This window comes from Dysgonomonas sp. Marseille-P4677 (assembly GCF_016652235.1).
Taxonomy (GTDB): Bacteria; Bacteroidota; Bacteroidia; order Bacteroidales; family Dysgonomonadaceae; genus Dysgonomonas.
Genome location: NZ_JAEPKU010000033.1, coordinates 1 through 14582, shown reverse-complemented (window position 1 = coordinate 14582; position 14582 = coordinate 1). Strand labels below are relative to the sequence as shown.

At 35.7% G+C, this 14582-nt stretch carries 13 protein-coding genes; 8 read left to right on the top strand and 5 right to left on the bottom strand.

Going from position 1 to position 14582, the window contains the following annotated elements; all coding sequences use genetic code 11:
* Window positions 1-52: 52 nt before the first annotated feature.
* A complete protein-coding gene (locus tag JGH11_RS08070; RefSeq protein ID WP_201111071.1) occupies window positions 53-949 on the top strand; it encodes a DMT family transporter in 897 nt (298 codons plus the stop codon).
* Here JGH11_RS08070 and JGH11_RS08065 read toward each other — a convergent pair.
* Window positions 946-1584 (bottom strand): hypothetical protein, encoded by a 639-nt coding sequence (locus JGH11_RS08065; protein ID WP_201111070.1) that lies wholly within the window; start codon window positions 1582-1584, stop codon window positions 946-948. The two genes, JGH11_RS08070 and JGH11_RS08065, sit on opposite strands and share 4 nt — an antisense overlap.
* A 198-nt stretch (window positions 1585-1782) precedes the next feature.
* Between JGH11_RS08065 and JGH11_RS08060 the strand changes: the two genes are divergently transcribed.
* From JGH11_RS08060 to JGH11_RS08040, 5 genes are all read left to right on the top strand, one after another.
* On the top strand, window positions 1783-2601 hold the full coding sequence (locus JGH11_RS08060) for an enoyl-ACP reductase (RefSeq protein ID WP_201111069.1): 819 nt from the start codon (window positions 1783-1785) through the stop codon (window positions 2599-2601).
* Window positions 2602-2721: 120 nt separating this feature from the next.
* Window positions 2722-3330, top strand: coding sequence for an L-threonylcarbamoyladenylate synthase (locus tag JGH11_RS08055; protein WP_201111068.1), 609 nt, complete (start codon window positions 2722-2724; stop codon window positions 3328-3330).
* A 90-nt stretch (window positions 3331-3420) separates the two neighbouring features.
* Window positions 3421-4983 carry a S41 family peptidase gene (locus JGH11_RS08050; RefSeq protein ID WP_201111067.1) on the top strand — a complete coding sequence of 521 codons (1563 nt, stop codon included), beginning with the start codon at window positions 3421-3423 and terminating at the stop codon, window positions 4981-4983.
* A 17-nt stretch (window positions 4984-5000) separates the two neighbouring features.
* Window positions 5001-7442 (top strand): bifunctional aspartate kinase/homoserine dehydrogenase I, encoded by a 2442-nt coding sequence (thrA, locus tag JGH11_RS08045; RefSeq protein WP_201111066.1) that lies wholly within the window; start codon window positions 5001-5003, stop codon window positions 7440-7442.
* A 62-nt stretch (window positions 7443-7504) separates the two neighbouring features.
* Window positions 7505-8716, top strand: a complete 1212-nt coding sequence (locus JGH11_RS08040) for a cofactor-independent phosphoglycerate mutase (RefSeq protein WP_201111065.1) — start codon at window positions 7505-7507, stop codon at window positions 8714-8716.
* Window positions 8717-8775: 59 nt separating this feature from the next.
* Here the strand turns inward: JGH11_RS08040 and cdaA are convergent, their stop codons facing one another.
* The 3 genes from cdaA to JGH11_RS08025 form a co-directional block, all read right to left on the bottom strand.
* On the bottom strand, window positions 8776-9573 hold the full coding sequence (cdaA, locus tag JGH11_RS08035; protein WP_201111089.1) for a diadenylate cyclase CdaA: 798 nt from the start codon (window positions 9571-9573) through the stop codon (window positions 8776-8778).
* A 90-nt stretch (window positions 9574-9663) separates the two neighbouring features.
* Window positions 9664-10536, bottom strand: coding sequence for a GNAT family N-acetyltransferase (locus JGH11_RS08030; protein ID WP_201111064.1), 873 nt, complete (start codon window positions 10534-10536; stop codon window positions 9664-9666).
* Window positions 10537-10623: 87 nt separating this feature from the next.
* On the bottom strand, window positions 10624-11523 hold the full coding sequence (locus JGH11_RS08025; protein WP_201111063.1) for a DUF2156 domain-containing protein: 900 nt from the start codon (window positions 11521-11523) through the stop codon (window positions 10624-10626).
* A 184-nt stretch (window positions 11524-11707) separates the two neighbouring features.
* Between JGH11_RS08025 and JGH11_RS08020 the strand changes: the two genes are divergently transcribed.
* Entirely contained in the window at window positions 11708-12316 is a 609-nt protein-coding gene (locus JGH11_RS08020; protein ID WP_201111062.1) for a response regulator transcription factor, read from the top strand.
* Between the two features lie 11 nt (window positions 12317-12327).
* Window positions 12328-13032, top strand: coding sequence for a hemerythrin domain-containing protein (locus JGH11_RS08015; protein WP_201111061.1), 705 nt, complete (start codon window positions 12328-12330; stop codon window positions 13030-13032).
* Here the strand turns inward: JGH11_RS08015 and JGH11_RS08010 are convergent.
* Window positions 13029-14525: an O-antigen translocase gene (locus JGH11_RS08010; RefSeq protein WP_201111060.1), complete on the bottom strand. Its 1497-nt coding sequence runs from the start codon at window positions 14523-14525 to the stop codon at window positions 13029-13031. The two genes, JGH11_RS08015 and JGH11_RS08010, sit on opposite strands and share 4 nt — an antisense overlap.
* Window positions 14526-14582: the final 57 nt, after the last annotated feature.

Sequence of the window (14582 nt, the reverse complement as noted above, 5' to 3'; positions counted from 1 at the left end):
AATTTTCTGTAACCTCCATTCATTACCTTTGTCTCGTTATTATTACAACGATATGGACAAAACTAGAGGTATAATATTTGCCCTGATTTCTTCAGGTACATTCGGACTTATTGCATTCTTTTCTATTCCATTGCTGAAAGCGGGTATGCATGCCCCTTCAATATTATTTTATCGAAGTCTTTTTGCAGGATTAGCCTTAGGTACAATCTGTCTGATGAGAAACAAAAGCTTTAAAATACCATATAAAGCGGCTTTACAACTTTTCTTTTTAGGGATGCTCTATACTATGACTGCAATGGGATTGATTGTTTCATATACGTATATATCTAGCGGAGTCGCTACTACTATTCATTTTTTATACCCTGTAGCCGTAGCTTGCATGATGATTATATTTTACAAAGAAAAACTCTCTCGTAATTTATTATTTGCAGCCCTTTTATCCCTTTTCGGAGTCGGTTTATTATGTTGGAGCGATGCGGGATTTATCAATTCCCGAGGATTGCTTATCGCCTTTATAACTGTATTTACATACTCTACTTATATAGTGGGACTTAATCGAAGTGGTATTAAGAAGCTTGACCCCGAAATAATTACATTCTATGTTATCTCCTTCGGAGCGTTAATCTTTTATATCTTTTCATATTTCACAACAGGTATAGAGATTATACCCGATACGGTTGCTGTATACAATCTGATTGGATTATCCTTATTTGCAACTGTCTTGTCGGCTTTGACTCTTGTTTCAGCTGTAAAGCTTGCAGGTTCCACAATCACATCAATATTAGGGTCGTTAGAGCCTGTTGTAGCTACATTAATCGGTATATTTTATTTCAACGAATCATTCGGGTGGAATAGCCTGATTGGACTTTTGATCATTATAGGAGCAGTATTGCTCGTTATACTTGGGGGTAGAGCAAAGGAGAAATTACCCGTTCCTCCTTTAGATTAAGTTTTTGACAACACAACTCTTATTATATCATCCTTTACTTCTATTTGGCTATTGGGTCGTTGTGCTCGGATCGTAGCAGACAATTCTTCTATTGTTGGATAATCCGATTGTCCGATAAAACAGCGTGCGTCATCGATAAGTAGAATATGATCCGGTCCCGAATCAAAAATTGCCTGCAATTCTTCATATATCGGACAATCTTTATTTCCCCGTGCTGTAATACCACTGGAATAATGGCCATCGAGCCAAAAAATTGTTCGATCCTTCATCTCAGGTACTAGTTGATACAGCACTATACCACTGTCGCCTTGCAATATATGGATATACTTATATTTCTTAAACCTCTTTTGAGCCTTATCTGCTAACTGCATATTCAGTTCAATAGAATATATCTTCTGAAAGTTTTTTCTTTGAGCCCAAATCATATCTCCTAAATATGTGCCGGTCTCTATGAGATTCTTTATATTATATTTTAGTTGATATTCCTCTATCGCGTTTTGTTTTACAGCATGTGGAACCGGGAGTTGCTTTCCGTTCTTCTCCCATTGAGAAAGTTTTACTTTTTTCTTCTGCAAAAGATAAATATCTTGTACTAAAGCAGGCATTTTACTCAATAGTGTTTTTAGAAAACTCATGGCATGTTTCAATTTTCTTAAGAATATACAGTGGATATACAAATGTATAACTTTTTTGTCTTGCATCATCAAACAGACAATTTTAATCAAATAATATAGTGACTATTGCACATTTTTACTATTTTTGTGCGATAAAGAATTAACAAACAGCTATCTCATATTTTTTAAATAGCTAATAATCATCAAACAACGATAAAAATGAGTAACAATTTATTAAAAGGTAAAAGAGGAATCGTTTTCGGTGCATTAAACGATAAATCGATTGCATGGAAAGTAGCCGAAAAAGCTGTAGAACAAGGTGCTATTATCACACTATCAAACACTCCTGTAGCTGTAAGAATGGGTGAGACTAAAGCTTTATCTGAAAAACTAAATGCTAAAGTTATTGCTGCTGATGCAACTAGTGTGGAAGATCTAGAGCAAGTATTCGTACAATCGATGGAAGCTCTTGGCGGCAAAATAGATTTTGTACTTCACTCTATCGGAATGTCATTAAACCTTCGTAAGGGAAGAGAATATGATGATCTGGATTATGGATTTTTAGATAAAACATTAGATATTTCGGCTGTATCATTTCACAAGATGATGCAGGTTGCAAAGAAATTAGATGCTATTTCTGAAGGCGGTTCTGTGGTTGCTCTTACTCATATTGCTGCTCAGCGTACCTTTACCGGCTACAATGATATGGCTGATGCTAAAGCATTACTAGAATCTTTCGGACGTAGTTTCGGATATATCTACGGACGCGATAAAAAAGTACGTGTGAATACGATATCTCAGTCACCTACAATGACTACCGCCGGACAAGGTATCGGAGGACTAGATTCATTCTTCGATTTTGCAGAAAAAATGTCTCCATTAGGTAATGCAAGTGCAGAATCTTGTGCTGACTATTGTATTGTCATGTTCTCTGATCTCACCAGAATGGTGACGATGCAAAACCTATTCCACGATGGAGGTTTTTCTAATATGGGTCTTACTCAAGCAATTGTTGAAGATTATATCGAAAAGAAATAAACGAAGAACAATATTTGACCAACGGCTCATAAATAATCATTTATGAGCCGTTTTTTCATATAAATCTGTTACATTTGATCTTCAAACAAATTTAAAGAGAGGGGATATTAATAGAAAAGTATGCTTATAAAACTATACGAAGAGAATCCGAACCAGAAAGAAATAGACCGGATAGTAAAAGTTTTGCAGGACGGAGGACTCATTGTTTATCCGACTGATACAGTATATGCTATTGGCTGTGATGCACTTAATGTTCGGGCAGTGGAGAAAATATGCAAAATGAAGGGTATAAATCCTGAAAAAAGCAATCTTTCAATCATTTGTTACGATCTAAGTAATATTAGTGAATATGCGAGGGTAGATAATAATACTTTCAAGCTGATGAAGAAGAATCTTCCGGGTGCTTTTACTTTCATATTGAACACGACCTCTTCTCTCCCCAAAATATATAAGAATAAGAAAACGGTGGGGATACGTGTGCCTGACAATAATATTATTCGTGAACTGGTTCGTAATCTGGGAAATCCGATATTGACAACATCGGTTAAAGATGAAGACGAAGTAATAGAATATACAACTGATCCGGAGCTTATCTATGAAAAATACCAGAATCTGGTAGATATAGTTATCGATGGAGGCTATGGTGGTATCGAAGGCTCTACAGTAGTCGATTGCACTGATAACGAGCCTGAAATAACACGACAGGGCAAAGGAGAATTAATTTTGTAAAAGAATATTAAATTCCTACATTTGCAAATGTCTGTAAAATCTTTAATAATAGCGACAAATCATTCACCAAATACTCAAAAATAGAGTTTTATGAAAGTCAAATATTTATTTTTACTTCCAATTATAATATTCGCGCTATCTCTTTATTCATGTGGAGATGAGGATGAGCCTATAACTTCTACTGACCCAAATCCGTCTGAAACAAAAACAGATAATGAGATTGCGAATGAATGGATACTAGATGAAATGTCTGAATGGTACTATTGGAGCAACAAGCTTCCTGACAAAAATAGTCTTAATTTCAAACTCGATCCGGGAGCAACTAATGGATTCTTTGAAACAATCTTATTCTCTAAAAACAAAGCAAATAGGCAAGAAATGTATGATAAATTCTCATGGATAGAATCATATACGGCAAATACAAAGAGTGCTTCCAAGAGTGATCTAGGATTTGATTTCTTTCCTGTCACATTTATAGATGGTGCTGGTAAGCCAACCGGAGATTATGGAAATGTTGTTGTATACATAAAAAAGGGAACTCTGGCTGAAAAATCAGGACTTAAAAGAGGGCATATTATAACAGCCGTGGATGGAATAATTCTGAATAAAGACAATTGGTATTCGGCTCTTTATGCTAATAAAAGTATATATGAATTAGATGTTATTGATAATGAAATCAAAAAAGAAATAAAAATATCTTCTCCTGTGACTCCAGCATATGACGACAAATATGTGTTGATGGACACAGTATACAAAGATATCTCAGGACATAAAATAGGTTATCTTGTATTTAATACATATGGGACCGAGGGTGATGCCAGCGATTTACAAAACAATATATATTTAATACAAAGATTAACGGATTTGCAAAAGGCAGGAATTACTGATTTGGTATTAGATCTTCGCTATAATATGGGTGGTTTGGTTACTACAGGGGTACACCTAGGTAGTGCCTTAGTTCCTAACAGGATTGACGATATTTATGAAATAAAAAAATATAACGATGTGCTTCAGCGAAAAATAGAAAATTCTTCTAATGACATAAAAGAAGACTGGCTATATGATCGTTTCCGTGAGAAAATTCTATGGGATGATACCGAATATAACAATATTCCAAAGTTAGGAGATCAATTGCAAACGTTATGTATACTTACAACAGGGTATACTGCATCTTGTAGCGAGATGACCATAAACTGTCTGAAACCCTATTATACAAAAGCTGGAAAGAATCTATATGTGGTAGGAGAGCAAACAACAGGAAAGAATGTTGGTTCGTGGACTATTGAACCAGAAAACAAGGATATAAAATGGAAATTACAACCCATTACTTTTCAGTCTTTTAATGTTGACAAAGAATCAAACTATTTTAATGGATTCTTTCCGGATCAAGCAGCAGATGATTATGAAGATTTAAAAATAGGACTAAAACCCTTAGGGGATCTGGAAGAAACACTATTGGCTAAGGCCGTATCAAAGATTACAGGAATTCCGAACTCCAAAAGTACTAAAACTAAAGGTCCATCCATAGTAAAATCCTTCACTCTTGATCAAATAGAGAAGGCAGGAAAAAGATCAAGTATGATTATAAACATGAATGAAGTAAAAAAAATAAAAACTAAATTAGCCGTACTAGAACTAGGCGCGGATAAATAAAAAGACCAGATTTACTAATGAAAGTAATGAAATTTGGCGGAACATCCGTAGGTTCCGCAACCAATATAGCAAACGTAAAAAAGATAATAAGTGCGGTAGATGAGCCGATAGTTGTAGTAGTTTCAGCTTTCAAAGGTATAACCGATAAATTATTGATAACCTCCGAACTTGCAGCCGCAGGAGATTATTCATATGAAAGAGAATTTAAGGAGATCGTGGAACAACATGTTACCGTTGTTTCTAAACTTGATATACCTGAACCTAAGCGTGAGGAACTTGCTGTAAATGTCAATAAACTGTTAGATGAACTTAGGAATATTTTCAAAGGGGTATTTCTCATCAACGATCTTTCCCCTAAGACCTCTGATAAGATAGTAAGTTATGGAGAACGACTTTCAACTCTTATTATAAGTTATGCATTCGCAGATTATGAAGTGCTGGATGCCACACTTTTAATAAAAACTGACTGTGCATTCGGAAAACATACCCCGGACATAGAAGTCTCGAACCAATTGATAAGAAATGCTTTTGAAAATTCTTCACAAAAAGTACTTGTTGCCGGATTTATTTCTACTTGTAAGTCTACAGGCGAAATAACCAATCTGGGACGTGGAGGATCCGATTATACTGCTGCTATATTTGCTTCGGCTCTTGATGCTAATATACTGGAAATATGGTCGGACGTAGATGGATTTATGTCTGCCGATCCTAAAGTCATAAACAATGCGCACGTAATTGAAAATCTTACATTCACCGAAGCCACAGAGCTTTGCAACTTCGGAGCTAAAGTGATTTATCCTCCCACTATATTTCCTGTATATCATAAGAACATACCTATTTGCATAAAAAATACCTTTAAGCCTGAAGCTCCGGGTACTTATATTTCCCACGATGGAGAAACTAGGAAGAGCAAGGCTATGATAAAAGGTATATCGTCCATATCCGACTCTTGCCTTATTACTGTTCAAGGACTTGGAATGGTAGGTATTATCGGAGTCAATTTCAGAATATTCAGGGCCTTGGCTAAAAACGGTATCAGTGTATTTCTTGTATCTCAGGCCTCATCGGAGAATAGTACTTCTATAGGGGTTCGCTCTGTTGACGCAGAATTGGCTGTACATGTCCTCGAAGAGGAGTTCGAAAAAGAAATTTCGCTGGGTAGTATCAATCGCGTCTTGCTGGAGACAGAATTGGCAACAGTTGCTATTGTCGGCGAGAATATGAAATATACTCCAGGTATTGCAGGCAAATTATTTGAAACACTAGGTAAGAGTGGTATTAGTGTGATCGCTTGTGCACAGGGAGCCTCAGAGGTGAATATCTCGTTTGTCATCAAAAATAAATATTTACGTAAAGCATTAAACTCAATACATGATTCATTCTTCCTTTCCGAATACAAAGCATTGAACCTGTTTATTGTGGGTGTCGGAACAGTCGGAGGAAATCTGTTAGAGCAAATACGCCAGCAACAACCTAAGTTGATGGAACAATATGCTTTAAAGCTCAATGTTGTAGGTGTTGCCCGTGGACGTAAAGCTTTATTCTGCCGCGAAGGAATAAACCTTGATACGTACAAAGTTGAGCTTGACGAAAAAGGAATACCTAGCTCTCCCGAAATTCTCCGCGAAGAGATCATAAATATGAATATATTTAATGCCGTATTTGTGGATTGTACTGCCAGTGACTCTGTTGCTCAAATATATGGAGAATTAATGTCGCAAAACATTTCAGTTGTTACAGCTAATAAAGTTGCGGCATCATCTGCCTACGATAACTATTTAAAGTTAAAAAATACGGCTCGTGAACGTAATATAAAGTTCTTATTCGAAACAAACGTAGGTGCCGGACTGCCAGTTATCAATACAATGAATTCGCTTATAAACTCAGGCGATAAAATTATAAAGATAGAAGCTGTGCTTTCAGGTACTCTCAACTTTATATTTAATACAATAAGTAAAGATGTTCCTTTCAGCAAGGCAATCTATCTTGCAAAAGAAAGTGGATATTCCGAACCTGATCCACGGATTGATCTCAGTGGCATGGATGTTGTGCGTAAACTAGTCATTCTTACCCGTGAAGCCGGATATCAGGTAGAACAATCAGATGTCGTGAAAAATCTGTTTGTTCCACAGGAATACTTTGATGGAACAATAGAAGAGTTTTGGGCGAATATCAACCAATTAGATACAGAATTTGAAGAAAGACGGAGAAAACTTGAAAGTGAAAATAAACATCTTCGCTTCGTAGCTAAATATGAAGAAGGAAAATGTGAGGTCGGATTGCAGGAAGTGGGGCAGAATCACCCATTCTACGATCTCGAAGGAAGTAATAATATTATACAAATAACAACCGAACGATACAACGAATACCCTATGATAATAAAAGGATACGGGGCAGGAGCAAGCGTAACTGCCGCAGGAGTATTCTCTGATATCATCAGTATCGCTAATATAAGATAACCTACCTTATTCCGTGAAAAACAGAATATTATTCTGTTTGCAATTTTAATAATCATAGTTATATGAAGACAATAATAATCCTAGGTGACGGCATGGCCGATGAGCCAATCGCTGCATTAGGGAATAAGACACCACTACAAGTGGCGAAAAAGCCATATATAGATATGTTGGCCGCTAAAGGTAAGAGTGGCGAGTTAGACACTATTCCTGTTGGATTTAAGCCCGGTAGCGAAATAGCGAACCTATCTGTATTAGGTTATGATGTGCCTAAGGTATTTGAAGGGAGGGGATCGCTCGAAGCAGCCAGTATGGGGATTGATATCCTGCCTGGCGAAATGGCTATGCGTTGCAACCTCATTTGTATAGAAGATGGCAAAATAAAGAACCACTCGGCCGGGCATATATCAAGCGAAGAGGCAGCGGAACTAATTCGCTTTTTGGACAAAGAACTAAATGATGGTAAAGTAAGTTTTTATCCAGGCGTATCATATCGCCATTTACTCAAACTGAAAGAAGGGAATAAAGACTTGGATTGTACTGCTCCCCACGATGTGACAGGAACTCCTTTCAAAGATGTGCTTGTAAAAGCTGAAACTACTGAGGCTCAGAAAACAGCAGACTATTTGAATCAATTGATTCTGAAATCGCAAGAGCTGCTAAAAGATCATCCGATTAATAAAAAACGTATTGCTGAAGGAAAAGATCTCGCAAACAGTATTTGGCCATGGTCAGCGGGATACCGCCCACAAATGCAAACCTTACAGGAGCTATTCGCAATAAAAACTGGCTCTGTAATATCGGCCGTCGACCTAATAATGGGTATAGGTGTATATGCAGGGCTTAAACTAATACATGTTGAAGGTGCTACAGGATTATATGATACTAACTACGAGGGTAAAGCTCAAGCTGCAATAGATGCTTTGAAGAATGATGATTTCGTCTACCTGCATATCGAAGCTAGCGACGAAGCCGGGCATGAAGGAGACTATGAATTAAAAACCAGAACAATTGAATATCTTGATAATCGTGTAGTAAGATTAATATACGAAGCGACAAAAGACTGGGATGAACCTGTTACAATTGCCATTCTACCCGATCATCCTACACCATGCGCTTTAAAAACGCATACAAATAAGCCGATACCATTCCTTATCTATCGCTCGAATGGAGAAGCGGATAATGTTCAGGTATATGATGAATTTGAGTCGCCAAAGGGTGAATATGGATTGATAAAAGGTAAGGAATTTATGGAACTCTTATTTAGTAATAAATAATTCTAAAATAAAAGAGCCGGATAATACTTATTTTATCCGGCTCTTTTTATAATCTTTTTTTATCTCTTCTTGCCTTTCTTCTTTCTGTGCATACTTCCAATTAGAAGTTCCTGAAGTTTTTCGGGAGTTATATTAGTTTCTATTGTTCCATTACTGGCGAAGGAAATCTTGCCTCTTTCTTCTGAAACAACGATTACTTTTGCATCAGTTTCCTGAGATATACCTAATGCGGCCCGATGTCTCAACCCAAACGATTTAGGAATATCCTGATTTTGGGAAATGGGTAATATACATCCGGCAGCCCTAATCCGATTGCCCGAGATAATCATAGCACCATCATGCAAAGGCGTATTTTTAAAGAAGATATTCTCCACTAAACGTGTGCTAATGTCAGCATCGAGGACTTCTCCGGTTTCGATATAATTACCTAATTTAATTTCCTGTTCTATAACAATCAGAGCGCCAGTATAGCTCTTTGCCATATTCATACAAGCAAGCACCAACGATGTAATAACAGAATCGTTAAGCTCACTCGTATCTTTCGAGTTAAATATTTTCGCTATAAAACGGAATGTGCGATTTGAGCCCAAAGAGATAAGGAAGCGCTTTATTTCATCCTGAAAAATAATGATAAGAACGAATAATCCAAAGTCTGTAAATTTATCAAGGATTGCTCCCATTAACCGCATCTGTAATACCTGTGAAATAAGTACCCATAGAACGATAAATGCTAATACTCCTTTAAAGATTGCTCCGGTTCCTGATCTCGATACGATTCGATATAATTGATACATTACTGTTGCGACCAACAAAATGTCAATGATATCTTTTATTCTTATTCCGAAATTTTCCATTATCAGGATATATAGTATTAAAACTAAAATCAAAGATAGTAGATTTCTTTGATAATTAATTTAGAAAATAATTACTGTGTTCTTAAAAATACTTTATTCTAGCATCTGGTTCATTATTGGTTGACGAGCAGGAAATAAGGTTTTGTAAGGCTCAGATAGCTCATCAGTCCTATATCCAAATAAAAGACGACAGAGAAACTTCATACTCATGGTGATATCGGGTTCTGATTTCTCCGTATATCTTGCAGAACCATTTGTTATCATAATAGTTGAATCAGGTAGATGATTGCTTTTTTCATTTTCTATTTCCATGCATAAACTTAGTAGTAGATTTTTGTCCGCATATAGATTCAGCAATGTTATCTCGTTTATAATACATGCCATTCCCGGTAGATTATACTTTGGGGGAAAGCCATCCATTCTCTGTTCTTCTGCTATTGCTTTAAAATCGTCGAAGGATTTTTGAACACAAAAATCCTCATGCTCGTATATAGCAGTATAGGCAAGGTATGCATCGTTTATTTCAGGGAAATCAGTCAGTATCTTTTCAATTGGATATATAGGTTCTGTCCCTTCATCAAATACTTGTGTATATTCGAATTTCTCATAATATTGATATAACCAGTCTTCTGCAGGAACAAGTATTGCAAGAGGAATATTTCGTTCTTTTAATATTCGGTGAGCTTCGCCAATAAGCCGGGGCATATAGCCTTTATTCCTATGTTCGGGGAGGGTACATAATCCGGCCATATAAGCAAATGGAATAATTTTACCATAAAATGTAATTGTATAAGGCAACATTTGCAAAGATGCTACAGCCTCACCTTCTTCAAAATATATTAATGTATTCTCATTCCTATATTTATATTTAAAAAGGATATCCAAAAACTCATCGGTATCTTCAAAGCAAGTTTTCCACATTTGCCGAACCAATGGCTTTGTATTTTCATCTGCAAACTTTATCATTGCTATAATTCTTTTGGAGAATATTTTATTATAACAAAAATAAGCAAATTTAAATAATGCATATTTTTGTTGAATGAGAAAGAATATCTATACTTTCGGAATCAATATGCCCTCTTCAAGCAGAATGTCGGGATAATAAGACATTTTGGCTTTACGCAAGTTGTTAAGCCCCATATCCTCTTCTCTATTGATATAAGTAAATTCGGAAGCCTCATGCTCAACAAATTGCTGGTTGATTATAGTATAGGCTCCATTCATGTCTCCAAACGCCTTTTCCACATGAACTACAAAAGAATCTGCTGTCAAGGGTTCACCAATGGTAAAAGCTACTATTTTGCCATTCACCCTAACCGCTCCGCCTCTCAACTGCAAATAATCAAAGTGTTCGAGCATAATTCTTGTGGCAATATAATCATATCGCTGGGTAATATTTATAGCCGAATTTGATTTTGCTTCCCACTCATCAAGCATTTTTACACACTCATTGAGCTCTTTCTGGTCGGTTAGTGGAAAATAGACCCAATCTGGATTATCAGCTTTGAAACGATTTATATGATTACGCTTACTCTGAAGCTTCTTTCCAGACAGTTTAATCAATCGTTCGCAGAGGTAAATGTATTCATCGTTATTACGGTCGGGAATATAGCGAAATCTGTCTGGCATCTCTTTCTGAATGTTTTCCCACATACGCGAAGTGATTCCTTTCATCTGAAAAGGGATCTTATTCTCCTTCGCATCTTGCATTATCAAATCAAAAGCGTCTGGTAGTGGCATATGACCTATGGGCATCATGTAATAGAGCTGTCCATCAGAATCCTGAAAACGCAGAAAGATAGTACGGTGTTCTATTGCAAAAACCGTTTTAAATTTGGCATTCCAGGCAAATAAGTTAGCAAAGCAGAAGTCACAAGCTCTATATTGATTTCCTACAAATGAGGCATCTATAACTTTTTTATCGGACAGTGTAATTTGTTTAAAGTTGATCATAAAATGATTTCGATAATTTTAATAGCTAAACAAAGCTAGTACAAATATTGTTTAATACGGCAAGTATAGAGATATTATAACAGTAGATATACATTATCTATAATAACATTTGTATATCAAATATTTTATAGCGAAATTTGTCTATTATAAAGAATGATTCTATATAAGTAAGCCTTATTAAAAGATGTCAAATACTAAAAAAGTATTAGCTGTAGCCGAAACGTCGTACATCATCCGAAAGGGTTTGGTCTACGTCTTGTCCCAGTTATCTAGCGTAGGAAAAGTTGTAGAGTTGAAAGAAATGGAAGATATCAATTACCAGCTAGATATATTGGCTCCTGATGCTGTACTCATCAATCCGATGTTATTGGGGCATACATCTAAACAAGATATACGTCAACAACTCAATCTCGATAAAAGTATAGCGATAATAGCTCTGGTTTATAATATTATTGATGAACAGTTTTATAGGTCGTACGACGCTGTGATCAAGATAAATGATTCCGAATCGAAAATAGAGGGAACGTTACTTAATTGTCTTAATAAAGAGCAAAACAATCAGAATGATCAGGAAGAACTTAGCGATAGGGAAAAAGAAATATTAATCAGTGTAGTAAAAGGAAGAAGTAATAAGGAGATTGCTGAGCATCACAATATATCCATACATACAGCCATAACACACAGACGTAATATCACCCGAAAACTTAAAGTACATAGTATCTCTGGTTTAACCATTTATGCTATCATAAATAAGCTTGTCGATATATCTGAAATAAAATATCAAGACGAATAAAAAAGAACACTATGCAGAATATCACTATTATATTTAAGAAAACAATGAAAATGTCGGATCTTATCGATGCTGACTATCGTCTTTTATTACTCCTTAACCGGCTAAATATCTCGTTGGGATTTGGTGAAAAAAATATAGATACTGTATGTAAAGAGAATGGATTTGATACGGATTGTTTCCTGTTTTTGGCCAACTACCAATCCAACAAATCGATAATGAATATTGAAGAGACTTTCAAAACTCTGCCTCTTACTCCTTTTTTACAATACTTGAAAAGCTCTCACAGCTATTTTTTGGAAAAGCGCCTGCCTAATATTCGTCGAAAATTGGAACTTGTTTTTGCTCAAGAAGATCAAAGATTGCTAAATGTAGTTCTGAATTTTTTTGACAATTATACTAAAGAGGTCTCAGAACATATGGTCTATGAAGATGATGTTGTTTTCCCTTATGTGTATTCTCTAATTGATGAAGTCTCCGATAAAGCATATTCTATAGATATCTTCGAAGAAAGACATAACGATATTGAAGGTAAGATGAACGACCTAAAACAGATATTATTAAAATATGTTCCGGGTACTACCGATCAAATGCTTATGGTAAATATCTTAATGGAGTTATATACTTCAGAAGAAGAGCTTGAAGCCCATACATTTATAGAAGATAATCTGGTTATACCGAGAGTTAGAGAGATAGAGAAGGAAAGAAAAAATGCCTAATCGCTCTTATTATTTGGTGTTTTTCTAAACCAATCTTTAAGTTCCTGCAAACTGAAAACCTGCTGCAAGTTATAATATCCATACAATATTGAGATCGCAAATAGGATAATTCCTGATAAAAGGAAAATGTTATCTGATGAATATTGTGACAGAAAGAACGCTGTTCCTATAAGAAGTATATTCACGACGGTCATTAAGACAATATTCTTGGTCCATCCAAATTTTGTAAGCTTGTGGCTAATAATAAATACGATGAGTAAATACACTATATATGCTATAAAATAAGCTATTCCTGTAGCATCCAATCCATACTTAGGGAACAGAAGATAGGTGGATGCAAGATAAACTACATAAAACAGTACTTCTGAGAACAAATAAACAAAGCCCTTATTTTTCGCAAGCATAATAAATGCCATTGGCCAACTCAATACTTTAAAGAACGTACCTAGTATCTGCCAGCGTAAAACTGTATCTGCATAAGCAAATTCTGATGAATAGAATATAGATATAGCAATATTGGAGAATAATAACATACCCACAATTATAGGGGATGCAATCACTAACACGACATAACTTTGTTCATTTACTAATGTTTTAACTTGAGATCTATCATTAGCTATGGCTGAAAGACGTGGAAAAAAGTCAGAGCCCATCGACCTAAGAATAAGACCTAAATAGATATTTGTAATAACCCATGCCGATTGAAACAATCCGGCAGCATCTATTCCTATGTTGCGGGTGATATAGGCTTTAACTAGAAACATACTGAGCGTGCTGATAAAGCCTCCTATAACTATGAAGAACCCTAATTTTAATGGTTTTAATCCTAGGCGAAAAGACTCTTTTATAGATATATCTACTTTTGGAATTCTTAACTTGCGATAATAGAATTCGACACAGATAAATGAGGCCAGATATGTTAGAATAAAAGTAATAGCAATAGCTTCAATGCCCCATACAGAATAAAGTGGAATAGTTATAATAAGGCTTACAATACTTGCTATTATATTCGACTTTGCCAGATATGAAATTCTCCTCATTCCCTGTAGCAAAGTAGATCTGCCTGTAGTTAATATTGCACAAAATACACAAATAGAAAGACACGCGATAGAGAATGCATATCCATTATCGCCAAAAGCCCAGACACTGATAGGATAGCAAAAAGCAATGCATAGCAACAGACCGATCAAGGCTGTCAGTTTAAACCAGATATTGTATCTCCTTATTGTTTTATAAAGCAGGGTTTTATCTTCTTGGCTATCAACTTCGGCTACTTCTCTTACTCCGGCAGTATCTATTCCTAGCCCTGCACCAGAACGCACCATATCTACTATAGAATAATAAATTCCTATAATACCTACACCTGTAGTTCCCAATAATATAGCTATTATCTTAGTGCGAATAATACCAATAAGCACGACAAGCACCTGTGATCCACCAAAAATAGTTGTAGACTTAAGGATCTGATTATATGATTTATTATTCTTTTTCAATTTTTGGCTTACTTTATTTATATTACAAATCTATTATTTTTTTAGTCATTTATAGGG